Origin of the sequence: Bradyrhizobium sp. SZCCHNRI1029 (genome assembly GCF_032487555.1) — a bacterium.
GTDB lineage: Bacteria > Pseudomonadota > Alphaproteobacteria > Rhizobiales > Xanthobacteraceae > Bradyrhizobium.
Genome location: NZ_JAUEUK010000009.1, coordinates 132,170 through 156,776 on the forward strand (window position 1 = coordinate 132,170; position 24,607 = coordinate 156,776).

Here is a 24,607-nt window from a genome sequence, read left to right on the forward strand (position 1 = left end):
GCGAGGGCAGCCAGGTCAGATGTGATAGGTCTTCAGCGGGGGGATGCCGTTGAAGGCCACCGACGCGTAGGTCGACGTATAGGCCCCGGTCCCCTCGATCAGCACCTTGTCGCCGATCGAGAGCGTCACCGGCAGCGGATACGGCAGCTTCTCGTACATCACGTCGGCCGAATCGCAGGTCGGGCCGGCGAGCACGCACGGGGTCATCTCCGCGCCCTCATGCGGGGTGCGGATCGCGTAGCGGATCGACTCGTCCATCGTCTCGGCGAGGCCGCCGAACTTGCCGATGTCGAGATAGACCCAGCGCAGCTCGTCCTCGTCGCTCTTCTTCGAGATCAGCACCACTTCCGACTCGATGATCCCCGCGTTGCCGACCATGCCACGGCCCGGCTCGATGATCGTCTCCGGGATCTGGTTGCCGAAATGCTTGCGCAGCGCGCGGAAGATCGAGCGGCCGTACTGCACGACCGGCGGCACGTCCTTCAGGTACTTGGTCGGGAAGCCCCCGCCCATGTTGACCATGGTCAGGTTGATGCCGCGCTCGGCGCAGTCGCGGAACACCGTCGAGGCCATCGCCAGCGCGCGGTCCCACGCCTTCACCTTGCGCTGCTGCGAGCCGACATGGAACGAGATGCCGCACGGCTCCAGGCCCAGCCGCTTGGCCAGGTCCAGCACTTCCACAGCCATCTCCGGATCGCAGCCGAACTTGCGCGACAGCGGCCATTCGGCGCCGGCGCAATCGTACAGGATGCGGCAGAACACCTTGGCGCCGGGCGCTGCGCGCGCGATCTTCTCGACCTCGGCGGCGCAGTCGACCGCGAACAGGCGGATGCCGAGCGCATAGGCGCGCGCGATGTCCCGCTCCTTCTTGATCGTGTTGCCATAGGAGATGCGGTCCGGCGTCGCGCCGGCGGCCAGCGCCATCTCGATCTCGGCGACCGTCGCCGTGTCGAAGGACGAGCCGAGCGAGGCGAGCAGCGACAGCACTTCCGGCGCCGGGTTGGCCTTGACCGCATAGAACACGCGGCTGTCCGGCAGCGCCCGGGCGAAGCTCATGTAGTTGTCGCGCACGATCTCGAGGTCGACGACGAGACAGGGCTCGTGGTCCAGACCTTCCTCGCGGCGGTTGCGCAGGAATTCCCGGATACGTTCGGTCATAGCACCCTCCAAACGGCCCCAGCGACGGAGACCCGTTCAAAATGATCCCGACACGGGTGCCTTGGCGTTGCCGCCCGATGGAAAGGCGACAAAACCTCGAACCCGTAGCCGAATTGTGCTGCCGTGGATTGGTTGGGAATTTCCCGCCCGCACACCTGGCAATGAAGGACAAGCCTTTTCAGTAGCCCGCGCCGGCTTTGGACTGCCGGTAGAGACCAAAAAAGCCCGATCCGTCGTTGCTTTAAGTCGCGTCCCCCGTTGAGAGCGGGGTGCGCCGGTTCGCCTCCGGCTGCCAGTCACGGTTGCAAAAGACGAGGTGACCTTCAGCGGCATCTCTTGAGAGAGATGCTGGGCTCTGGAGCATGACGATCTCGATCATGGTGATCTTGATCGCAACGATCCGAGGGCCCCTCGGTTCCTCATCCCTTGGCGGCTGTCCGGCCTCTTGTCCGGATACCTACCGACTGACACACGACCACAGGCACGTGCGAAATTGGGCAGAAGCGGAAATAAGCGTTTTGAATTTCGTTCGCAAGGAATTTTTGGGCGCCGGGAAAGATTTCCCTAATCTGTGCTTACGCGACACACATGCTGCGCTGATCTCTGAACGAACGTTAAGCGAGCTTAAACTTTCGTAACGCGCTCACGCTTGCAGGACAGTGTTTTTACGCTGTTTACGCGCGCCTGGTGAACGGCTCGATGCGCTGCGCGCCGCGGATGAAGCCGATCATCACGAACACGCCGATCGCGAACAGCACGGCCTGAACGATGTGCGCGCCGCCGTCGCCGAGCCCGAACAGAATCGCGAGCGCCCAGCCGCCGGCGAAGGCCGCACCGAACACTTCGGCACCGATCAGGATCGCCGCCGAGATGACGGTGATCACGGTCGGCCAGGCGATCTGGCGGCCGGCTTTGGAGGTGGTCTCTGCGTTCATGGTCCAGGGTCCTGTTGCGGGCCGCAATCTCTCCGAAAAGGCCCGGCCCTTCAAGGGGAAATGACCCAAAAAGAGCCAGCTCCATGATATGAGGGGCGCATCGAACTTCCGGGAGAGGACGGACCCCAGCCGATGTCAGACACCACCGCTGTGATCGACGCCCAGACCAATCCGCTGCTCGTGGCCTGGGAGACCCCGCACCAGACACCGCCCTTCGACGCGATCAAACCCGAGCACTTCCTGCCGGCCTTCGAGCGCGCTTTCGCCGACCACGCTGCCGAAATCACCGCGATTACCCATGATCCGGCCGAGCCGGACTTCGCCAACACCATCACGGCGCTGGAGCGCTCGGGCAAGCTGCTGTCGAAGGTCGCGGCTGTCTTCTACGATCTGGTGTCGGCGCATTCGAACCCGGCGATTCTGGAGATCGACAAGGACGTGTCGCTGCGGATGGCGCGGCACTGGAACCCGATCATGATGAATGCCGTGCTGTTTGGCCGCATCGCGCTGCTCTACGACAACCGCAAGGACCTCAAGCTCACCGGTGAGGAGCAGCGGCTGCTGGAGCGCACCTACACCCGCTTCCGCCGTGCCGGCGCCGGCCTCTCGGACGACGACAAGGTGCGGATGGCCGAGATCAACGAGAAGCTCGCCCAGCTCGGCACCACCTTCAGCCACCACGTGCTCGGTGACGAGCAGGACTGGTACCTCGAGCTCGGCGAGGACGACCGTGCCGGCCTGTCCGAGAGCTTCGTGGCTGCCGCCAAGGCTGCGGCGGATGAGCGCGGCATGCCCGGTAAGGCGATCGTGACCCTGTCGCGCTCGTCGGTCGAGCCGTTCCTGCAGAGCTCTGCCCGCCGCGACCTGCGCGAGAAGGTGTTCAAGGCCTTCACCGCGCGGGGCGACAATGGCAATTCCAACGACAACAACGCCGTCATCGGCGAGATCCTGTCCTTGCGCGAGCAGGCCGCCAGGATCATGGGCTTTCCCAACTTCGCCGCCTATCGCCTCGAGGATTCCATGGCGAAGACGCCGGAGGCCGTGCGCGGGCTGCTGGAGCGCGTCTGGAAGCCGGCGCGCGCCAAGGCGCTGGCCGATCGCGATCAACTGCAGGAGATGATCACGGCGGAGGGCGGCAACTTCAAGCTCGAGGCCTGGGACTGGCGCTATTACGCCGAGAAGCTGCGCCAGGCGAAGGCCAACTTCGACGACGCCGCGATCAAGCCGTATCTCTCGCTCGACAACATGATCGCGGCCGCCTTCGATTGCGCCACCCGGCTGTTCGGCATCACCTTCGCCGAGCGCAAGGACATCCCGGTCTGGCATCCGGACGTCCGGGTCTGGGAGATCAAGGACGCGGGAGGCCGCCACAAGGCGCTGTTCTATGGCGACTACTTTGCCCGCTCGTCGAAGCGCTCCGGCGCCTGGATGACCTCGCTGCGCGACCAGCAGAAGCTCGACGGCGACACCGCGCCCTTGATCATCAACGTCTGCAACTTCGCCAAGGGGGCCGACGGACAGCCGTCGCTGCTGTCGCCGGACGATGCCCGCACGCTGTTCCACGAGTTCGGCCACGGCCTGCACGGCATCCTGTCCAACGTGACCTATCCGTCGCTGTCGGGCACTGCGGTGTTCACCGACTTCGTCGAGCTGCCGTCGCAGCTCTACGAGCACTGGCAGGAGCGTCCCGAGGTGCTGCAAACCTTCGCGCGCCACTACCAGACGGGCGAGCCGCTGCCGCAGGACCTGCTCGACCGCTTCCTGGCCGCGCGCCGCTTCAACCAGGGCTTTGCCACCGTCGAGTTCGTCTCCTCGGCGCTGATCGACCTCGAGTTCCACACCCAGCCGGCGGCGGCCTCCAAGGATGTTCGCGCCTTCGAAAAGGCCGAGATGGAGAAGATCGGCATGCCGCCCGAGATCGCGCTGCGCCACCGGCCGACTCAATTCGGCCATATCTTCTCGGGAGACCATTATGCGGCGGGCTATTACAGCTACATGTGGTCGGAGGTGATGGATGCGGATGCCTTCGGCGCCTTCGAGGAAGCCGGCAACATCTTCGACCCGGCGGTCGCCAAGCGGCTCCACGACAATGTCTACGCCTCCGGCGGCTCGCTCGATCCGGAAGCGGCCTACATCGCCTTCCGCGGCCGCGAGCCCGAGCCCGACGCGCTGCTGCGCCGGCGCGGCCTGCTCGACGTTGCCAAGGCGGCTTGAGATGAAGGGGATGGCGCTGGTCCGGTTCGTCCTCGCTGCGCTGACGCTCGTGCTCGGCGCGAGCGCGGCGAGCGCCCATCCGCATGTCTGGGTCACCGCGACCAGTGAGCTGCTCTATGCGGCCGATGGCTCGGTGACCGGCGTGCGTCACGCCTGGACCTTCGACGACATGTTCGCGACCTATGCGCTGCAGGGCCTCGAGACCAAGCAGAAGGGCGTCTACACCCGCGAGGAGCTGGCGCCGCTGGCGCAGACCAACGCCGAGTCGCTGAAGGAATATGCCTACTTCACCTTCCTCAAGGCCGACGGGCGCAAGCAGAAGCTCGAGGACCCCGTCGACTATTACCTCGAATACAAGGACACCAAGCTGACCCTGCACTTCACCTTGCCGCTGAAGGCGCCGGTGAAGCCGAAGCAGCTCCAGGTCGAGGTGTACGATCCCAGCTATTTCATCGATTTCCAGATGGCGGAGAAGGATCCCGTCACGCTGGTCAGCGCTCCCTCGGGCTGCAAGTTCGGCCTGGTGAGACCGAGCGACGGCGGCTCCGTCGCGCAGACCATGAACGAACAGACATTCCTGAGCGGCGGGGCGAACGCCAATTTCGGAATGAATTTCGCCAACAAGATCTCAGTGGAATGTCCATGACGCCTCGCCCCAGCTCCGCTCGACCGCTCCTGACCTGCGTTGCGATCCTCGCAGCACTCGTTGCCGCCGACGCCGCCTCGCATGTGCTGCTCGCCAAATCGCCGTTCGGCGCGCCGGCCGAGCCGCAGGTCGGCGGCATCGTCGGCTGGCTGCTCACCAAGCAGTCGGAGTTCTACCGGCAGATGTCGGGGGCGATCCGCTCGGCCAAGCAAGATGGCTCGGCGGTGTGGTGGCTGCTGGCGATCTCGTTCGCCTACGGCATCTTTCATGCTGCGGGCCCCGGCCACGGCAAGGCGGTGATCGCGTCCTATCTCGTCGCCAACCAGGAGACGGCGAAGCGCGGCATCGTGCTGTCGTTCGCCTCGGGCCTGATGCAGGCGCTGGTCGCGGTCGTCATCGTCGGCATCGGCGCCGTGGTGCTCAATGCCACCGCGGCCACGATGTGCAGCGCCGAGAAGGTGGTGGAGATCGCGAGCTACGGGCTGATCGCGCTGCTCGGCGCGCGCCTGGTCTGGGTCAAGGGCGCGGCGTTCCTGCGCACCTGGCAGCCGGCGGCGCCGGCATTGGCGCTGGCCGGTGCGCCCGCGGCCGCGGTGGCGCCGTCGACCCATGATCATAGCCATGCGCATGATCACCAGCATCGCGCGCCTCATCATGATCATCACGGTCATGACCATCATGGTCACGACCACCACGGCCACGATCATCATCACCACGATCATGCGCACGCCCATGCTGCGGCGGCGCATGGTTCCGCCGCTCACGATCACGTCCACCACGATCACGTTCACGGCGATGACTGCGGTTGCGGCCATTCCCACGGGCCCGCGCCGAGCGAGCTCGCCGGTCCCGGCGGCTGGCAGCGCGGCTTTCAGGCGATCTTCGCCGCCGGCATCCGCCCGTGCTCGGGCGCAATCCTTGTGCTGGTGTTCGCCTTGGCCCAGGGCATGTTCTGGGCCGGCGTCGCCGCGACCTTCGTGATGGGCATGGGCACGGCGGTGACCGTCGCGACCATCGCGGTGCTCGCCGTCGCCGCCAAGGACGTCGCCCGCCGGCTCAGCGCCGGCCGCGAGGGCGGCGGCGCCCTGATCATGCGCGGCCTGGAATTCGGCGCCGCCGGTCTGGTGCTGCTGTTCGGCGCGGGCTTGTTGCTGGGCTACATCGCGGCGGAACGCACGACCTGCTTCTGAGCGGGCGCGGCTGAGCTGTTCGCTTCCGTCCCCTATGTTTACCCCGATGCCGCGGCCAGTCCCTGCAGCGCGCTGTCCTACATGCCCTCTCCCACAAGGGGGGAGGGCGCATTCACGGGCACGCGCGGAGGCGATGAGTTGTTAGTGCCCCTGCGGCCGCAGCGCGCGGCCCAAGGCCATCAGCGGGAAGTAGTGGCGGTACATGCCGTAGCGGAGCATGAAGGCGCGGGACAGCTCCGGGCCCTGCATCAGCCGCTCCTGCAAAGAGGGATCGGTCAGCTTGATGGTCTGGCCGACGCCATAGCCGGGGAAGCCGGTGCCGGTGAATTCCGGCTCGTCCCAGGTGCCGGCCGACTGGCGCTCGACCAGCCACATGCAGCCGCGCTCGATCGCCTCCTTGTCCTGCGGCCGGTTGGCGGCGAGCAGGGCCATCAGCGCCCACGCCGTCTGTGACGCCGTGGTGGTGCCGCGGCCGACCGCGCTGACATCCATGTAGGAGGCGCAGCTCTCGCCCCAGCCGCCGTCCGGCTGCTGATGCGCGACGAGCCAGTCGCAGGCGCGGCCGATATAGGGTTGCGTCATGTCCTCGCCGATCGCGGCCAGCGCCGGCAGCACCGCGCCGGTGCCGTAGACGTAGTTGACGCCCCAGCGGCCGAACCACGGGCCGCTCGGCTCCTGCTCCCGTCGGATGTAGTCGAGCGCGCGCACCATGGCCGGATGATTGCGCGAGATGCCGAGCTTGCCGAACGCCTCGACGATGTGGGCGGTGACGTCGACCGACGGCGGATCGAGCGCCTCGCCGTAGTCGCAGAACGGGATCCTGGTCAGGATCTTCTGGTTGTTGTCCTTGTCGAACGCGCCCCAGCCGCCGCCCTCGCTCTGCATGCCGATCAGCCAGTCGACGCCGAGCTGAATCGCCTCGTCGATGCCCTTGGCCTGCCACTTCGGATCACGGCGCAGCGGCGCCAGCGCGATCAGCGCCACGGCGGTGTCGTCCGTGTCGGGATAATAGTTGTTGGCGTATTCGAATGCCCAGCCGCCCGGCTTGACGTGCGGCAGCTTCATCGACCAGTCGCCGGGCACGCGCACCTGGCGGTCGAGCACCCAATTGACCGCCTTGTCGACGGCTTCGGGATAATCGCCGAGCACGCCGGCATCGTCGAAGGCGAGCAGGGTCAGGATCGTGTCCCACACTGGACTGTTGGTCGCCTGGATGTAGGTGGCGTCGCCGACATCGACTCGCCAGCCGGGATCGTTCAGGGCATCGAGGCCCTTGGCGAGAACGGGATGATTGAGCGGATAGCCCTCGGCGTAGAGCGCCATCAGGCCGTAGATCCAGGGCGGCTGGATGCCGCCCCAGGCGCCGTCGAAATCCTGGTGGCGGATCATCCATTCCAGCACGCGGCTGGTCGCCGCCGGGCGGAACAGGCCGAGATTGAGCTTGTTGCCGAGGTTCTGCAGGGCATGCAGCACCTTGTCGGCGCCGCGGAAGAACTTGTCCCAGCCGCCGGCATTGGCCTTGACCGGCAGCTCGTAGTCGAACGCGTTGCGCCCATGCGGAAACAACGCGTCCAGCCGGTTCTCGGGCGGCAGCGGCCGGCTCGGCCGCCGCGCCGACAGCACCGCGATCGGCATCAGGGTTGCGCGTGCCCATTGCGCGAAATTGTAGATCGAGAACGGAAACCAGAGCGGAAACCAGATCACCTCGGGCGGGATGTTGGGGGTCTTCTCCCACGGCCATTCGCCGATCAGCGCCAGCCAATAGCGCGTGAACACGCGAATGTTGCGCAGGCCCCCCTTGGCTTCGATCCATTCGCGGGCGCGGCGCACCGGCGGCTCGTCGTCGCGGAAGCCGAGCGAGCGCAGCGCGGCATAGGCCTCGACGGTCGCGTTGATGTCGCCATTGGGGGCGCCGAAATAGACCTGCCAGGCGCCGTCCGGGCGCTGGCTGTCGAGCAGCGACTGGCCCAGGCGCTTGCGCAGCGGATGCTCCTCGAGCCCCATGAACCACAGCGCCAGGCACCATTGCGCCTCCATGCAGGCGTTGGATTCGGCGCGGCCGACCCAATGACCGTCGGGCTTCTGGTTGGCGATCAGCCAGTCCGCGGCCGCCCGCACCGTCGATTGCAGGGCGGTCTGGTAATTTCCCGGGTCGCGCGGCGCGCGCGCGGGGGCCGAGCTGGTCAAAGTCATCACGATCCCTCTGGCGGCCTCACAGCGCCGCTGCGGCAGTCGAATTCACTCCGCCCTATAGGGAATTTCGCCGTTAAATCCAATCAACTGGCCGCAGCAGACCGGATCAAAGGAGAAACAAAAAGCGTACAGACGGACGCCGCATGGCCGTTTTGGTTAGCATCCGGATGGGCATGGAGATGTGACGCTTCTCACGCCCGGAAACTGGGCCCGCTCAAACCGGCAGGTATTGGCGCAGCAGGGGCAGGAAGAAGATCGCGACGGTGATCAGAAACCCGATCGCCCACAGGATCGAGCGCAGCGACGGCCGGTTGCCGACGTAGGTCAGCACATAGGCGGTGCGCACGATCACGAACAGCACCGACAGCTCGTTGATCAGGTTCTGCGGCGCGCCGCGGAACTCGGCCAGCAGCACCGCCGCGGCAAAGAACGGGAACGCCTCGATGCCGTTCTGATGGGCGCCCAGCGCCCGCTCGCGGATGCCGCCGGCGTAGAAGGCGGGATCTCGCGGCCGGGCGTTGTCATAGCGCCCGCCACCGTCGACGCTGATCCATTTCGCCGGCACGATCGTTAAGAGATAGAGCATTACGCTGGCGAAAATGCACAATTCGGCAATCGTCATGGCTCCTCCAGCCCGATGACAACAGTGAAATGGCCCTTATCTTGACAATGTCGAAACAAGCCGCCAAGCCACGCCCTTCAGCAGTCACGGGCATCATGACCGCCGCCATCTCTCTGGACAATGCCAGGCCTGTCGACGTCAGGCCGTTGCCGGCCGCGAGCACGTCCCGCGTCGGCGTGCTGCTGGTCAATCTCGGGACGCCGGATACGGCCGACGCCGCCGGCGTGCGGGTGTACCTGAAGGAGTTCCTGTCCGACCGCCGCGTCATCGAGGACCAGGGCCTGTTGTGGAAGATCATCCTCAACGGGATCATCCTCAATGTCCGGCCGCGCAAGAAGGCGAAAGACTACCAGTCGATCTGGAACACCGAGAGGAACGAATCGCCGCTGAAGACGATCACCCGCGCGCAGAGCGAGAAGCTGGCCGCGAGCCTGGCCGACCGCAGCCACGTCATCGTCGACTGGGCGATGCGCTACGGCAATCCGTCGATCAAGGCTGGCGTCGATGGTCTCATGGCCCAGGGCTGCGACCGCATCCTGGTGGTGCCGCTCTATCCGCAATATTCAGCCGCGACCTCGGCGACCGTGTGCGACGAGGCGTTCCGCGTGCTGACCGAGCTGCGCGCGCAGCCGACGCTGCGGGTGACGCCGCCTTATTACAACGACGACTTCTACATCGAGGCGCTGGCCGTCTCGATCGAGGATCATCTGAAGACGCTGGCGTACAAGCCCGAGCTGATCGTGGCCTCGTTCCACGGCATGCCCAAGGAATATGTCGACAAGGGCGATCCCTATCGCGAGCAGTGCATCGCCACCACCGAGCTGCTGCGCAAGCGGCTCGGGATGGACGACACCAAGCTGCTGCTGACCTTCCAGTCGCGCTTCGGCTTCTCGGAGTGGCTGCAGCCCTATACCGACAAGACCATCGAGAAGCTCGCCAAGGACGGCGTCAAGCGCATCGCCGTGGTGATGCCGGGCTTTGCCGCCGACTGCCTGGAGACGCTGGAGGAGATCTCCGGCGAGAATTGCGAGATCTTCAAGCACAATGGCGGCGAGGAATTCTCCGCCGTGCCGTGCCTGAACGATAGCGCGCCCGGCATGGAGGTGCTGCGGCAGCTCGTGCTGCGCGAGCTGCAGGGCTGGGTGTAAAAGGCTGGCTCTGAGCCGCCGGCGGTATTGCCGGCCCGCTAGGTGAGCCGCCCGCCGGCGCAAGGCGGACGACCGTCCGCCCGTCGAAAATACTTTCCTGAACCGCGCCTAGCGGACCCCCGACCAAATCATGCAGTAATCCCTAGATTGTGATGGCTGCAGAGGCTGGTGAGGGGACGATCGTCTCCTCCCTTGGAGGATCCATGAGCGGTTTCGACATTTTCGCCATAGCGCTGGTGCTGCTGGTCATCTTCACGCTGTATTCCGGCGTGAAGACCGTGCCACAGGGGTTCGACTGGACCGTCGAACGGTTCGGCAAATACACCCGCACCTTGTCGCCGGGCCTCAACATCATCGTGCCCTTCTTCGATCGCATCGGGCGCAAGATCAACATGATGGAGCAGGTGATCGACATCCCCGAGCAGGAGGTCATCACCAAGGACAACGCCACCGTGACGGTCGACGGCGTCGCCTTCTACCAGGTGTTCGACGCCGCCAAGGCGAGCTACGAGGTGTCGAACCTCAACCAGGCGATCGTCACGCTGACCATGACCAACATCCGCTCGGTGATGGGCGCGATGGATCTCGACCAGGTGCTGTCGCATCGCGACGAGATCAACGAGCGGCTGCTGCGCGTCGTCGACGCCGCGGTGTCGCCATGGGGCCTCAAGGTCAACCGCATCGAGATCAAGGACATCGTGCCGCCAGCCGATCTGGTCGAGGCGATGGGCCGGCAGATGAAGGCCGAGCGCGTCAAGCGCGCCGACATCCTGCAGGCCGAGGGCCAGCGGCAGTCGGAGATCCTGCGCGCGGAAGGCGCCAAGCAGAGCCAGATCCTGCAGGCCGAGGGCCGCCGCGAATCGGCCTTTCTCGATGCCCAGGCGCGCGAGCGCGCCGCGGAGGCCGAGGCCAAGGCGACGCAGATGGTGTCGGACGCGATCTCCAAGGGCGACGTCGCCGCGCTCAACTACTTCATCGCCGACAAGTACATCAAGGCGTTCGGCCAGCTCGCCGACTCGCCGAACCAGAAGGTGATCATGCTGCCGCTGGAGGCAACGGGCATGCTGGCCTCGCTCGCCGGCATCGGCGAGATCGCCAAGGCGACGTTCGGCGAGAGCGCGGCTTCGGCCGTGGCAGCCGCGCGCCGCGGCGGCTCGGTGCCGTCAGCGGGGACGGCGCCGAAACCGCCGACGCCGCCGCAGGCTTGACGCAGGGGAGGACACTGATGAGCGACATGTTCGTGACGCTCGGCACCTGGAACTGGCTGATCTTCGGCATCATCCTGATGGCGTTGGAGCTGCTCGCGCCGGGCATCTTCCTGTTCTGGCTGGGACTCGCGGCGCTGCTGGTCGGGCTGCTGTCGTTTGCGTTTGCGCCGGGATGGCAACTGCAGATCCTGCTGTTCGCGCTGTTCGCGCTCGCCGCCGTGCCGCTGTGGCGGCGCCTCGCGCGGGCGAGCGCGGCGCCGTCGCAGGACAATCCGTTCCTCAACCGCCGCTCGGCGGCCCTGGTCGGTCGCGAGTTCACCCTGGAGAAGCCGATCGTCGGTGGCAACGGCACCGTGCGTATCGACGACACGGTGTGGCGCGTGGCGGGCCCGGACACGCCGGCCGGCAGCCGCGTCCGCATCGTGCAAGCGGACGGCGCGCAGCTCACGGTGGCCGCCGCGTAGTCCTGCGGGCGAGTTGACCGCTTTGAGCGACAGCCCCACCGCGTCATTGCGAGCGCAGCGAAGCAATCCAGAGTCGTTTCCAAAACCCTGGATTGCTTCGTCGCTGCGCTCCTCGCAATGACGGGGCGAGAGCTGGGTTCAATTCTGCAGCCTCACGCCGAGCATCACCACCGTGCCGGAAGAACCGGCGCCGGTGATGTTCGAATCCAGCTTGTCGTAGCGCAGCGTGCCCTTGACCCAGACGTTGCGCGACATCTTGTAGACGAGGTTGCCTTCGGCCGAATAGGTGCGGTCGCTGCGGCCGTAGCCCTGATAGTCGAGCGTGCCGAAGCTGAACTTGCCGATACCGGTCAGCCAGCGGCGGAAATCGTGGTCGACCTGCACCGTGTAGGTGCGCACCAGCACGCCGGAGGCGCCGGCCACCGTGGTTTCTGCGAGCTGCGTGTCGGAGAGAAACCGCGCGGTGGTCAGCGGCGTCGCCGACCACACCAGCGAGGCCGTGGTGAGGAAGCCCTGCAGCCGGTTGAGCCGCGGGTCGACATAGCTGCGCGTGGCATAGCCCATCGAGACCTCGCCGGTGAGGAGCCGGGTGAACTCGAACGAGGTGCCGGCCTTGGCATAGCCGCCCGAGGAGTCGCGCTGATAGCCCGAACGATCGACCCGCTGGTCGTGCACGCGGCTGTCGCCCTGGATCTCGGCGAACGGCTTCAGGCCGGGCATGACCTCGTAGGACACCCGGCCGATGCCGCCGAACTGGTTGTAGTTGCGGTCGTCGTTCGACGTCATCGTGCCGTCGGTCAGCTTGCTCTGCTGATAGCTGGTGCGATCGGCGGTGGCGCCCGCCGAAATCTGCAGCCGGTTGAAGCGCTGGTCGATGCCGACGGTGGTGCCGAGCGTGGTGTAGACCGGATAGCGCGCCAATCCAGCTTGCACGCTGGGACTGCCGGGATTGTCGGTCGCGGCACGCAGCCGGAGCTGGGCGCCGACCGAGGTGTCGCGGCTGACGTCGAGGCGGCCGTCGACATGGCCGGTGAAGTCGGGGCGGTCGAGCGTGGTCGGCGCCGAATTGATGCCGCCATCCATGATAGCCGGCAGGGTGCTGCCATAGCCGGTGAAGGAGCCCCGCAGGTCGGCGACGAGGGCGTGACGCTCCCAGTTCGACACCGCCAGGAATTCCGGCGCGATCACCCAGGCCGGCATGCCGCGCGGCTTGGCGAGGCGGGCCGGGTTGCTGTCATAGCCGGCCGAGAGCTCCACCGCGCCCTTGATCAGGAACGGCCCGGCGTAGTCGCCGACCGCGCCGAACGGGTCGTCGTCGATTCTGAGGCGCTTGCGCGGCGGCTGGCCGGGCACGGTGCCGGCCATGGCAGGCGGGAGCGGCTGCCGGTTGGCGGAGGCCGAGGGCGGCAGGGTCGGGCGCAACTGGCCGGTGAGCTCGCCGGACGGCCGCGTGCCGGGGCCCGGCGCCGGCTTGGGCCGCGCCTGGGCGGGATAGTATCTCGGCTTCTTGCGGGTGCGATTCAGCGAATCATAGCCGACATCGGATGCGCCGCTGGCCGCGGGTACACCGGGCAGGGGGACCAGATTTCGTCGTGCGGCCGAGCTGGTCGGCGCAGGCGTCGCGGGCAGCCCTGGCGTCGGGACGGCATCGGTCAGGCCGCTGACTACGGTCCGCCGCAACGGGGAATCCTGCGGAGCGAGGAAGCCGTCGCGCACCGGCCGGAACACGTCGATGGTCTGGGGGTGGGCCGCATCGGGGCCGAGCGCGCCGAGCAGCAGGCATGCGGCGGAGGCGCCGCGCCACACCGCGCGCCTTCGCGCGCGCCTCGCGCGGCCGCTGTCAGGCCTCCACCCCACGATAAAAATACTCCAACAAAATCAATTGCGTCGTCGGGACACCCGCGCCGCCCGGCAAACCGCGTCGTTAAGGGAGTAAAAACAAATATGGTTAATGGGCTGTTGATGGCGCCTTGCTGCCTTACCCATGCTAAAGAGCGGCGCCTGACTGTTCAGCCTTGGAAGTCCGCATGCCGAGATCGAAGCCGTTGCCCGACACCGCTCCCGCCAACGCAGATATCCAGTCGGCACTGCGCACGCTCGATGCCGGCAGCAACGGCATTGCCGCGATCTCCGCGGCGCTGTCGGGACCTCTGGGAGCGGCCTTCGCCGCCGCCGTCGAACTGATCCGCCAGGCGAAGGGCCGGGCGATCCTCACCGGTCTCGGCAAGTCCGGCCACGTCGCCCGCAAGATGGCCGCTACGCTCGCCTCGACCGGAACGCCCGCGTTCTTCGTGCATTCCGCCGAGGCCGGCCATGGCGATCTCGGCATGATCACCTCCGACGACGTCGTCATCGCGCTGTCGTGGTCCGGCGAGCAGCCGGAGATGAAGACGCTGGTCAACTATACCAAGCGCTTCGCCATCCCGCTGATCGCGGTCACCTCGAATGCGCAATCGTCGCTGGGGCAGGCGGCGCGCATCGTGCTGGAGCTGCCGAAGGCGCGCGAGGCCTGCCCGCACAATCTGGCGCCGACCACCTCGACCCTGATGCAGGCCGCGATCGGCGATGCGCTCGCGATCGCGCTGCTCGAAGGCCGCGGCTTCACCGCGCTGGAGTTCGCCAATTTCCATCCGGGCGGCAAGCTCGGCGCCATGCTCAAGCACATCTCGGACCTGATGCGCTCGGGCGACGCGGTGCCGCTGAAGCCGCTCGGCACCGGCATGCCGGATGCGCTGGCCGAGATGTCGGCCAAGGGGCTCGGCTGCGTGGTCATCGTCGATGCTCGTGGTCACGTCGCCGGCATCATCACCGACGGCGACCTCCGCCGGAAGATGCGCGCCGATCTGTTGTCCGCATCGGTCGAGGAGATCATGACGGCGAACCCGCGCACCGTGCGCCGCGAGGCGCTGGCCTCCGAGGCGCTGGAGATCCTGAACTCCGCCAAGATCACCACGCTGATCGTCACCGACGGCGCCAGGCCGGTCGGCATCCTGCACATGCACGATCTGTTGCGGGCCGGGGTGGCCTAGCTCGAAGCGTCGTTTGCGGGCGCCCGGCTGCCGCGCGCTTGGGAAGACCGGTCAGCCTGCGTTGAATCGTGCCGCATCGGCCTCCAGCGGCAGCTGCAGTGCGTTCGCGACATACGACACGGTGCGATAGAAGCCGCACAGCAGGATGATTTCCAGCACCTGATCCTCATCATGATGCAGGCGGAGGCGGGCGAATTCGTCGTCGCTCAAGGTCGACCGTTGGTGCAAGGCATCGACCGCAGCGATCAGGGCCTGTTCGGGGGCCGACCAGCACGCCGCGTCGGCCGGTGCATTCACGGTGGCGTCGATCTGTTGCGCCGTCAGGCCGGCGTCTGAGCCAAAGATGCGGACGTGCACGCCCCATTCGTACTCGCACGCATTCAGCGCGCAGGTCCGATCGATGACGATCTCGCGCTGACGCAGGGACAGCGGGCCGCGGTCGAGCAGGCTGCCGCCGCGAAATTTGGTCCAGGCGCGCGCATGGCCGGCCATCACCCGGAACAGCATCAAGGGCGGCGCCCCGCGCATGATCTGGTCGAATTGCGCCTGGATGTCGGCCGGGTAGGGCGGCTGCAGCGGGGCGATCCGGGGCATGGCGGTTCCTCCTGTGCGGTGCTACATTTACTGTAGCAGTATGCTACGCTTTCCGTAGCGCTTGGCAAGCTGTTGGAGAGTTTTCGTGCCGAAAGACGTTCAACCGCGCCGGGTGCGCGGCTCGCGCTCGGGCCGGCCGGTCATGGCGCTGCTCGATCTGTTGGGCCGGCGCTGGTGCCTGCGCATCGTCTGGGAGCTGCGCGACGACGCCCTGACCTCCCGGGCGCTGCGCGCGGCCTGCGACGAGGCCTCGCCGACCGTGTTGCAGGCGCGGCTGGACGAGCTGCGCGAGGCGGGCTTCATCGTGCTGGGCGACAGCGGCTACGAGCTGACGCCATTGGGGCGCGAGCTGTTGGAGACCTTCCTGCCGCTGCATCGCTTTGCCGAGCGCTGGAGCCGGCAGACGGGATGAGCCGAGCTTGGGCACGTGCGCGGTCCCGTTCTGGCCGGGCACGGCGGCGTCGTGCTATGGGCTCGTCCGAGACAGGGAGCAGAGCCGATGCCGGGCGCATTCGATCTGGATAAATATCTCGTGCGCATCGGCTATCGCGGGCCGCTGGCGCCGACGCTCGAGACGCTGGCCGGATTGCAGGCCGCCCATGTCGATGCGATCGCCTTCGAAGGCATCGATCCGCTGCTCGGCCGGCCCGTGAACATCGATCTCGCCTCGGTCCAGGCCAAGATCGTCGACGGCCGCCGCGGCGGCTATTGCTTCGAGCAGAATGCGCTGCTGAAAGCGGCGCTGGAGGCGATCGGCTTTGCGGTGACGCCGCTCTCGGCGCGGGTGCGGTGGCGGCTCGATGCCGATGCGCCGCTGACGCCGCGCACGCACATGATGCTGAAGGTGGACCTGCCGGAGGGGCCTCATCTCGCCGATGTCGGTTTCGGCTCCTGCCTGCTCGATACGCCGCTTCAGATGGTTGCCGACATCGAGCAGCCGACCGCGATGGGTACGTTCCGTCTGACGCTGTCTGATGGGCTGTATTGGCTCGCGGCGAAGCAGCCGGCCGGCTGGCGCACGATGTATGTGTTTGATCTGGTGCCGCAGATTCATGCCGACTATGTGCTCGGCAACTGGTTCACCTCGACCAGCCCGTTGACGCCGTTCACCTCGATGCTGATCCTGGAGCGGTTGACGCGTGAGGCGCGCTACAAGCTGGTCAATCGCCGCCTGGTCATCGAAGCGCGCGATGGCGAGGTGAGGAGCGAACAGATCATCGAGACGCCCGAGACGCTGCGCAGCGTCATCGAGGAGGTGTTCGGGCTCACGCTGCCGGTGCCCGTCGATGTGATCTGGAAGCGCATCGAGAGCTGACGGGAAAGCGTTGCGATGGCCGGTGAGCTTCAGCTGGATTCCTATCTCGCCCGCATCGACTATCGCGGGCCGCTCGCGCCCGACCTGTCGACGCTCGCAGCGCTGCAGGCCGCGCATGTCGACGCGCTGCCGTTCGAGGCGCTCGATCCGCTGATGGGCCGTCCCGTCCATGTCGACCTGCGGTCCGTGCAACAGAAGCTCGTGCTCGGCCGCCGCGGCGGCTACTGCTTCGAGCAGAACGTGCTGTTCCAGGCGGTGCTTGAGGCGATCGGATTCAAGACCACCGGCCTGGCCGGCCGGGTGCGCTGGCGCTCGGCGCCGACCGATCCGCTCGGGCCGCGCCAGCACATGATGCTGCTGGTCGAGGTCGATGGCCGCCCGTATCTCGTCGATGTCGGCTTCGGCATCTGCATGATGGATGCGCCCATTCGTCTCGAGCTCGGACCCGAGCAGCAGACGCCGATGGGAACGTTCCGCGTCGGCACGTGGGACGGGCTCTATACAGTCAGCGCGAAGCAGCCGACGGGCTGGCGCATGATGTATGCGTTCGACCTCGCGCCGCAGATCCATGCCGATTATGTGCTCGGCAGCTGGTACACCTCGACCAGCCCGAACGTGCCGGCCACGCATACGCTGATGATGGAGCGTGTCGAGCCCGGCATACGTCACAAGCTGGTCACCCGCCGCTATCAGCGGCAGGCGCGCGATGGCGAAGTCGTCGAGGAGCGTGTGATCGAGAGCGCTGCCGAACTCGGCCGCGTCATCGACGAGATCTTCCGGGTGACGCCGCCGGTGCCGGTCGAAGACATCTGGGCAAGGACCAAGGCCTGATCACTCTCCGATGACGCGAGTCAAAACGCGTATTCGCGTGATCAGCGCGGACATGATCACGCGCGAACTGCATTTGAATGGAATGCCGCCGCGGCCATTGTGCTTATCTTAAGAGTCGCAGCTTTAGGTTGCGGGAACCAAGGGGGCTCGCGGCGTCCTGCCGTCGAACAGTGGGGACCGTCCACATGGCTGACATCGTGATGCTCGCGGTGCGCGCAATCCTCGAAGGCACGCCTGCTGCCGAGCCGGGCCGCTGTCGCTGCACGCGGCCTCATCCCGCCTGACACCGGAGCCGCGCGAGGCGCGGCTCATCCGAGCTGGCCCGATGGCCAGGACGGGTGGGGGCTTCACGGTGACACGTCGACCCTGACGCTTCGACGCTCATCCGATCGATCATGGACCGTCGACCTGACCTGCCACTTCAGGCCGTGCGGAGATTCATGTCGAGGAAGCCCCCACCCCTTTTTTGTTTCACGTTCTGCTGACTGGACGCGATCTTGACCCAACAGTCGGTGCAAGCCCGTCCAGTTAGCGAAACAGGGTGTTCACGCCACGGCTCAGCGCGGCAGCTCGGTCTTGCCCATCAGGAACTTGTCGACGGCCTGGGCGCACAGGCGGCCCTCGCGGATCGCCCACACCACCAGGGACTGGCCGCGGCGCATGTCGCCGGCGGAGAAGACCTTCGGCAGCGAGGTCTGGTAGTCCGTCAGGTTGGCCTTGACGTTGCCGCGCGGGTCGAGATCGACGCCGAGGCTCTTGAGCAGGCCCTCATGCACCGGATGGACGAAGCCCATCGCCAGCAGCACCAGATCGGCCGCGAGCACGAACTCGGTGCCGGGAATCGGCTTGAACTGCGCGTCGACGCGGACGCAATGCAGCTTCTTGACCGCGCCGTTCTCGCCTTCGAACTTCTGGGTCAGCACCGCGAACTCGCGCGCCGCGCCTTCGGCCTGGCTCGACGACGTCCGCATCTTCAGCGGCCAGTTCGGCCAGGTCAGCGCCTTGTTCTCACGCTCCGGCGGTGCCGGCATGATCTCGAGCTGGGTCACCGACAGCGCGCCCTGGCGCAGCGAGGTGCCGATGCAGTCGCTGCCGGTGTCGCCGCCGCCGATCACGACGACATGCTTGCCGCCGGCCAGGATGTCGGTCGCGTTCACGGGCTCGTTGCCGACTCGGCGGTTCTGCTGCGGCAGGAAGTCCATCGCGTAATGGATACCGGTGAGATCGCGGCCGGGAATCGGCAGGTCGCGCGGGGCTTCCGCACCGCCGGTCAGCGCCACCGCGTCGTAATCCTTCAGCAGCGACGTCGCATCGAGGCCGTCCTTGCCGCCGACATTGACGCCATAGTGGAAGGTAACGCCTTCGCCTTCCATCTGGGTGATGCGGCGGTCGATGATGCCCTTCTCCATCTTGAAGTCGGGAATGCCATAGCGCAGCAGGCCGCCGGCCTTGGCGTGCTTCTCAAAGACATGGACGTCGTGACCGGCGCGCGCCAGTTGCTGGGCGCAGGCCATGCCGGCGGGGCCGGCGCCGACGACCGCAATCTTCTTGCCGGTTTTCACAGCGGCCGGCTCCGGCTTCAGCCAGCCGTTCTCCCAGGCCTTGTCGACGATGGCGCATTCGATCGTCTTGATGGTCACCGGATTGTCGTCGATGTTCAGCGTGCACGACGCCTCGCACGGGGCCGGGCAGATGCGGCCCGTGAACTCGGGGAAGTTGTTGGTCGAGTGCAGATTTCGCGACGCCTCTTCCCAATTGCCGTTGTAGACGAGGTCGTTCCAGTCCGGGATCTGGTTGTTGACTGGACAGCCGGTGGTGCCCGGTGCGGCCGAGCCGGTGCCGTGGCAATAGGGAATGCCGCAATTCATGCAGCGCGCCGCCTGGTCGCGCAGCTCCTTCTCGGAGAGCGGTACCACGAACTCGTTGAAGTTCTTCAGACGCTCGGCAACCGGCGCGTACTTGCGATCGTGCCGCTCGATTTCGAGAAAACCTGTGACCTTGCCCATGACCTACGACGTCCCTTGTCATCGTTTCCGTCATTCCGGGACGGCGCGTTAGCGCCGGACCCGGAATCTCGAAGTTGTGGGGCGAGATTCCGGGTTCGCGCTTCGCGCGCCCCGAAATGACGCCGTCTCTCATTCGCTCCGTCATTGCGAGGAGTGTCAGCGACGAAGCAATCCAGACTTTCTCCTGGGCCCTGGATTGCTTCCGCCTACGCCCCAAGGGGCTCCGGCGGACAAGTCGCTGCGCTCGCAATGACGCCTTGGTTGTGGCCTGCGCCTCAGGCCCCGATCGCGATCTTGGGCTCGGCGTCGGCGTTGGCGGCGAGCTCCTTCAGGGCACGGCGGTATTCGACCGGCATCACCTTGCGGAACTTCGGCGCGAAGTCCTTCCAGTTCGCCAGGATGTCGGCGGCGCGCTTGGAGCCGGTCGCCTTGGCGTGGCGCGAGATCAGCACGTGCAGCCGCTCGACGTCGGACGCCAGCAGGTTCTTGAACACGTCGACCCGGCCATGCGCCTCGAGATCGCCCATCTGGTGATAGGTGTCCTCTGCGATCATCTCCTCGGACAGCACCGGCTCGAGCTCGACCATCGCCATGTTGCAGTGCTTGTCGAAGTCACCGGCCTCGTCGAGCACATAGGCGACGCCGCCCGACATGCCGGCCGCGAAGTTGCGCCCGGTCTTGCCGAGCACGACGACGATGCCGCCGGTCATGTATTCGCAGCAATGATCGCCCGCGCCTTCGACCACGGCGACCGCCCCCGAGTTACGGACCGCGAAGCGCTCGCCGGCGATGCCGCGGAAGAAGCACTCGCCGGAGATCGCGCCGTACATCACGGTGTTGCCGACGATGATCGATTCCTCCGGCACGATGCCGGAGTTGCGCGGCGGCTTGACGATGATGCGGCCGCCCGACAGGCCTTTGCCGACGTAGTCGTTGCCTTCGCCTTCGAGCTCGAAGGTGACGCCGTTGGCGAGCCAGGCACCGAAGGCCTGACCGGCGGTGCCCTTCAGGCTGACATGGATGGTGTCCTGCGGCAGGCCGGCATGGCCGTAGATCTTGGCCACCGCGCCCGAGAGCATCGCGCCCGCCGAACGGTCCGTGTTGTTGATCTCGGCCTCGATCTTGACGGGCGCGCCGCGGTCGAGCGCGGGTTTGGCCTGCTCGATCAGCTTGCGGTCGAGCACGGCTTCCAGATGATGGTCCTGCTTCTCGGCGTGATGGATCTTCTGGCCCGGCGCCTCCTTCTGCTTCACGAACAGCTTGGAGAAATCGAGGCCCTTGGCCTTCCAATGCGCGACCAGCTTGGACTGGTCGAGCATCTGGGTCTGGCCGACCATCTCGTTGAAGGAGCGATAGCCGAGGCTCGCCATGATCTCGCGGACTTCCTCGGCGACGAAGAAGAAGAAGTTGATCACGTGCTCGGGCTGGCCGGTGAAGCGCTTGCGCAGCACCGGATCCTGGGTGGCGACGCCGACCGGGCAGGTGTTGAGATGGCACTTGCGCATCATGATGCAGCCGGCGGCGATCAAGGGAGCGGTGGCGAAGCCAAATTCGTCGGCGCCGAGCAGAGCGCCGATGACGACGTCACGTCCGGTGCGGAAGCCGCCGTCGACCTGGACCACGATGCGGCTGCGCAGCCGCTCGCGCACCAAAGTTTGGTGCGTTTCGGCGAGACCGATCTCCCACGGCGAGCCGGCATGCTTGATCGAGGTGAGGGGAGAGGCACCGGTGCCGCCCTCGAAGCCCGCGATCGTGACATGGTCGGCGCGCGCCTTGGCAACGCCGGCGGCAACCGTGCCGACGCCGACTTCGGAGACGAGCTTGACCGAGACCTGGCCGTCGGGATTGACGTTCTTCAGGTCGTAGATCAGCTGCGCGAGATCCTCGATCGAGTAGATGTCGTGATGTGGCGGCGGCGAGATCAGGCCGACACCCGGCGTCGAGTGACGCACCTTGGCGATGGTGGCGTCGACCTTGTGGCCGGGCAGCTGGCCGCCTTCGCCGGGCTTCGCACCCTGCGCCATCTTGATCTGCATCATGTCGGAGTTGACGAGATACTCCGTCGTCACGCCGAACCGGCCCGAGGCGACCTGCTTGATCGCCGAGCGCATGGAATCGCCGTTCGGCATCGGCTTGAAACGGTCGGCTTCCTCGCCGCCCTCGCCGGTGTTCGACTTGCCGCCGATCCGGTTCATGGCGATCGCGAGCGTGGTGTGCGCCTCGCGCGAGATCGAGCCGAAGCTCATCGCGCCGGTGGCGAAGCGCTTGACGATCTCCTTGGCCGGCTCGACCTCGTCGAGCGGGACCGGCTTGCGCTTGTCGTCCTCGGCCGACTTGATCCGGAACAGACCGCGCAGGGTCAGAAGCCGCTCGGACTGCTCGTTGAGCAGCCTCGCGAACGCCTGGTAGCGCTCCCTGGAATTGCCGCGCACGGCGTGCTGCAGCGTCGCGACCGACTCCGCGGTCCACGCATGGTCCTCGCCGCGGGTGCGGAAGGCATATTCGCCGCCGACATCGAGCGCGGTCTTGTAGACCAGCGCGTCGCCGAACGCGTCGCGGTGGCGGCGCGTGGTCTCCTCGGCGATCTCGGCCAGACCGACGCCTTCGATGCGGGTGTGGGTGCCGTAGAAGAACTTCTGCACGAACTCGGCCTTCAGGCCGACCGCGTCGAAGATCTGCGCGCCGCAATAGGACTGGTAGGTCGAGATGCCCATCTTCGACATGACCTTGAGCAGGCCCTTGCCGATCGACTTGATGTAGCGCTTGACGACCTCGTAGTCGCTCAGCGCGCCCGGCAGCTTGTCCTTGAGCGCGATGATGGTCTCGAAGGCGAGATAAGGATTGATCGCCTCTGCGCCGTAGCCGGCCAGACAGGCGAAGTGATGCACCTCGCGCGGCTCGCCCGACTCCACCACGAGACCCACCGACGTGCGCAGGCCGGTGCGGATCAGGTGATGATGCACGGCGGCGCAGGCGAGCAGCGACGGGATCGGAATCCGGTCGGCCGAGACCATGCGGTCGGACAGGATGATGATGTTGACGCCCTCGCGCACCGCGGCTTCGGCGCGGCCGCAGAGATCGTCGAGCACCTGCTCGAAGCCGGCCGCGCCCAGGCTCGCATCGAAGGTGGTGTCGAGCGTGCGCGAGACGAAGTGGCTGTCGGACACTTGCGAGATCGAGCGGATCTTCTCGAGGTCCGCATCGGTCAGGATCGGCTGATGCACCTCGAGCCGCTTGGTCGAAGCGACGCCTTCAAGGTCGAACAGGTTCGGCCGCGGACCGATGATCGAGACCAGGCTCATCACCAGCTCCTCGCGGATCGGGTCGATCGGCGGGTTGGTGACCTGGGCGAAGTTCTGCTTGAAGTAGGTGAAAAGCAGCTTCGGCTTGTCCGACAGCGCCGAGATCGGCGTGTCGTTGCCCATCGAGCCCGTGGCCTCCTCGCCGGTCGCCGCCATCGGCGTCATCAGGATCGCGATGTCTTCCTGGCTGTAGCCGAACGCCTGCTGCCGGTCCAAGAGCGGCAGGTTGGTGCGCGCGCCCGTGGTCGGCGCATCCGGCAGCTTCTCGACCTGGATCTGTGTGCGCGCGAGCCACTCGGTGTAGGGATGGCTGGCGGCGAGCTGCGCCTTGATCTCGTCGTCCGGGATCAGGCGACCCTCCTCGAGATCGACGAGCAGCATCTTGCCCGGTTGCAGCCGCCACTTGGTGACGATCTGCTCCTCCGGAATCTTCAAGACGCCCATTTCGGACGCCATCACGATGCGGTCGTCCTTGGTGACGAGGTAGCGCGCCGGCCGCAGGCCGTTGCGGTCGAGCGTGGCGCCGATCTGGCGGCCGTCGGTGAAGGCGATCGCGGCCGGGCCGTCCCACGGCTCCATCAGCGCGGCGTGATATTCGTAGAACGAGCGGCGCTCCTCGCTCATCAACGGATTGCCGGCCCAGGCTTCCGGGATCATCATCATGACCGCGTGCGGCAGCGAGTAGCCGCCCTGCACCAGGAACTCCAGCGCGTTGTCGAAGCAGGCGGTGTCGGACTGGCCTTCATAGGAGATCGGCCAGAGCCGGCTGATGTCCTTGCCGAACAGCTCCGAAGACACCGACGCCTGCCGCGCCGCCATCCAGTTGACGTTGCCGCGCAGCGTGTTGATCTCGCCATTATGCGCGATCATCCGGTACGGGTGAGCCAGCGACCAGGTCGGGAAGGTGTTGGTCGAGAAGCGCTGATGCACCAGCGCCAGCGCGCTCTCGAAGTCCGGCTCGTGCAGGTCGGCGTAGTACTTGCCGAGCTGGTCGGCCAGGAACATGCCCTTGTAGATCACGGTCCGGCACGACATCGAGCAGGGGTAATAGCCCGACATGCCGCGGTCACGGCGCTGATAGATCGCCTGCGAGATCGACTTGCGGAGGATGTAGAGCTTGCGCTCGAACTCGTCCTCGGTCTTGGCGGCGCCGTTGCGGCCGATGAACACCTGCATGCTGCGCGGCTCGGTCGGCTTGACGGTCACCCCCAGCGAGGAGTTGTCGGTCGGCACGTCGCGCCAGCCGAGCAGCACCAGGCCTTCGTCCTCGATCTGGTCGGCGATGATGCTCTTGATGACGTTCCGCCACGCTTCGTCGCGCGGCATGAACAGCGCGCCGATGGCGTATTCGCCCGGAGCCGGCAGCGTGAAGCCGAGCTCCTTCGCCTTGCGCGAGAAGAAGGCGTGCGGGATCTGCACCAGGATGCCGGCGCCGTCGCCGAAGCGCGGGTCGGCGCCGACGGCGCCGCGGTGCTCCAGATTGCAGAGGATGCTGAGCGCGTCCGCGACGATCTGATGCGACTTCTGGCCCTTGATGTTGGCGATGAAGCCGACGCCGCAGGAATCCTTCTCCTGGCTCGGGTCGTACAGACCTTCGGCTTCAGGACGCCACGTATGCAGCTCGCGGGTGATTTCGGCCGGTTTCTCATGCGAATCCACAGCCAGCACCGCGCCGCCCAAAATTCCGTGCTCGACCTTCGATCCGCTCATATCCGTCCCCATAAATTATTGGTCAGGGCCTTCACCACAGTC

General features: G+C 66.4%; 18 protein-coding genes. 10 read left to right on the top strand and 8 right to left on the bottom strand.

Features of this window, described 5'->3' with window-relative positions; translation table 11 throughout:
• Positions 1-15: 15 nt before the first annotated feature.
• Both QW861_RS24790 and QW861_RS24795 read right to left on the bottom strand, forming a co-directional pair.
• Positions 16-1,158, bottom strand: a complete 1,143-nt coding sequence (locus tag QW861_RS24790) for a type III PLP-dependent enzyme (protein ID WP_315716540.1) — start codon at positions 1,156-1,158, stop codon at positions 16-18.
• Positions 1,159-1,832: 674 nt separating this feature from the next.
• The gene (locus tag QW861_RS24795; protein ID WP_315716541.1) at positions 1,833-2,093 is read right to left on the bottom strand and encodes a hypothetical protein; all 261 of its coding nucleotides are present in this window, start codon (positions 2,091-2,093) and stop codon (positions 1,833-1,835) included.
• 132 nt (positions 2,094-2,225) lie between these two features.
• Between QW861_RS24795 and QW861_RS24800 the strand changes: the two genes are divergently transcribed.
• From QW861_RS24800 to QW861_RS24810, 3 genes are read left to right on the top strand one after another with little or no spacing between them, the layout of a single operon-like run.
• Positions 2,226-4,307 (top strand): M3 family metallopeptidase, encoded by a 2,082-nt coding sequence (locus QW861_RS24800; protein WP_316193588.1) that lies wholly within the window; start codon positions 2,226-2,228, stop codon positions 4,305-4,307.
• 10 nt (positions 4,308-4,317) lie between these two features.
• Complete coding sequence (locus QW861_RS24805; protein WP_315716708.1) at positions 4,318-4,953, top strand: DUF1007 family protein; 636 nt, start codon at positions 4,318-4,320, stop codon at positions 4,951-4,953.
• Entirely contained in the window at positions 4,950-6,143 is a 1,194-nt protein-coding gene (locus QW861_RS24810) for a nickel/cobalt transporter (protein ID WP_316193589.1), read from the top strand. The genes QW861_RS24805 and QW861_RS24810 overlap by 4 nt, the downstream gene beginning before the upstream one ends.
• 141 nt (positions 6,144-6,284) lie before the next feature.
• Here QW861_RS24810 and shc read toward each other — a convergent pair whose 3' ends face one another.
• Together shc and QW861_RS24820 are read right to left on the bottom strand one after the other, a co-directional pair.
• Complete coding sequence (gene shc / locus QW861_RS24815) at positions 6,285-8,336, bottom strand: squalene--hopene cyclase (RefSeq protein ID WP_316187071.1); 2,052 nt, start codon at positions 8,334-8,336, stop codon at positions 6,285-6,287.
• A gap of 214 nt (positions 8,337-8,550) precedes the next feature.
• Positions 8,551-8,958 (bottom strand): MAPEG family protein, encoded by a 408-nt coding sequence (locus QW861_RS24820; protein WP_315716545.1) that lies wholly within the window; start codon positions 8,956-8,958, stop codon positions 8,551-8,553.
• A 95-nt stretch (positions 8,959-9,053) separates the two neighbouring features.
• Between QW861_RS24820 and hemH the strand changes: the two genes are divergently transcribed.
• The 3 genes from hemH to QW861_RS24835 all read left to right on the top strand — a co-directional run bounded on the left by hemH (position 9,054) and on the right by QW861_RS24835 (position 11,778).
• Positions 9,054-10,106 (top strand): ferrochelatase, encoded by a 1,053-nt coding sequence (gene hemH / locus QW861_RS24825; RefSeq protein WP_315716546.1) that lies wholly within the window; start codon positions 9,054-9,056, stop codon positions 10,104-10,106.
• Positions 10,107-10,309: 203 nt separating this feature from the next.
• Positions 10,310-11,314, top strand: coding sequence for an SPFH domain-containing protein (locus tag QW861_RS24830; protein ID WP_315716547.1), 1,005 nt, complete (start codon positions 10,310-10,312; stop codon positions 11,312-11,314).
• Between the two features lie 17 nt (positions 11,315-11,331).
• Positions 11,332-11,778 carry an NfeD family protein gene (locus QW861_RS24835; protein ID WP_315716548.1) on the top strand — a complete coding sequence of 149 codons (447 nt, stop codon included), beginning with the start codon at positions 11,332-11,334 and terminating at the stop codon, positions 11,776-11,778.
• A gap of 138 nt (positions 11,779-11,916) precedes the next feature.
• On the opposite strand, the gene QW861_RS24840 is transcribed toward QW861_RS24835, so the two are convergent.
• On the bottom strand, positions 11,917-13,635 hold the full coding sequence (locus QW861_RS24840) for an outer membrane beta-barrel protein (RefSeq protein WP_316193590.1): 1,719 nt from the start codon (positions 13,633-13,635) through the stop codon (positions 11,917-11,919).
• Between the two features lie 170 nt (positions 13,636-13,805).
• Between QW861_RS24840 and QW861_RS24845 the strand changes: the two genes are divergently transcribed.
• Entirely contained in the window at positions 13,806-14,807 is a 1,002-nt protein-coding gene (locus QW861_RS24845; protein ID WP_316174985.1) for a KpsF/GutQ family sugar-phosphate isomerase, read from the top strand.
• A 51-nt stretch (positions 14,808-14,858) separates the two neighbouring features.
• On the opposite strand, the gene QW861_RS24850 is transcribed toward QW861_RS24845, so the two are convergent.
• On the bottom strand, positions 14,859-15,401 hold the full coding sequence (locus QW861_RS24850) for a carboxymuconolactone decarboxylase family protein (RefSeq protein WP_315769287.1): 543 nt from the start codon (positions 15,399-15,401) through the stop codon (positions 14,859-14,861).
• Positions 15,402-15,543: 142 nt separating this feature from the next.
• On the opposite strand from QW861_RS24850, the gene QW861_RS24855 reads away from it, so the two are divergent.
• The 3 genes from QW861_RS24855 to QW861_RS24865 all read left to right on the top strand — a co-directional run bounded on the left by QW861_RS24855 (position 15,544) and on the right by QW861_RS24865 (position 17,547).
• Complete coding sequence (locus QW861_RS24855; RefSeq protein ID WP_315716709.1) at positions 15,544-15,813, top strand: winged helix-turn-helix transcriptional regulator; 270 nt, start codon at positions 15,544-15,546, stop codon at positions 15,811-15,813.
• Positions 15,814-15,900: 87 nt separating this feature from the next.
• Positions 15,901-16,716 carry an arylamine N-acetyltransferase gene (locus QW861_RS24860; protein ID WP_315716552.1) on the top strand — a complete coding sequence of 272 codons (816 nt, stop codon included), beginning with the start codon at positions 15,901-15,903 and terminating at the stop codon, positions 16,714-16,716.
• 15 nt (positions 16,717-16,731) lie between these two features.
• A complete protein-coding gene (locus tag QW861_RS24865) occupies positions 16,732-17,547 on the top strand; it encodes an arylamine N-acetyltransferase (protein ID WP_316171313.1) in 816 nt (271 codons plus the stop codon).
• A 557-nt stretch (positions 17,548-18,104) separates the two neighbouring features.
• Here the strand turns inward: QW861_RS24865 and QW861_RS24870 are convergent.
• The gene (locus QW861_RS24870; protein ID WP_315716554.1) at positions 18,105-19,553 is read right to left on the bottom strand and encodes a glutamate synthase subunit beta; all 1,449 of its coding nucleotides are present in this window, start codon (positions 19,551-19,553) and stop codon (positions 18,105-18,107) included.
• A 275-nt stretch (positions 19,554-19,828) separates the two neighbouring features.
• Positions 19,829-24,565 carry a glutamate synthase large subunit gene (gene gltB, locus QW861_RS24875; protein ID WP_315753660.1) on the bottom strand — a complete coding sequence of 1,579 codons (4,737 nt, stop codon included), beginning with the start codon at positions 24,563-24,565 and terminating at the stop codon, positions 19,829-19,831.
• Between the last annotated feature and the right edge of the window lie 42 nt (positions 24,566-24,607).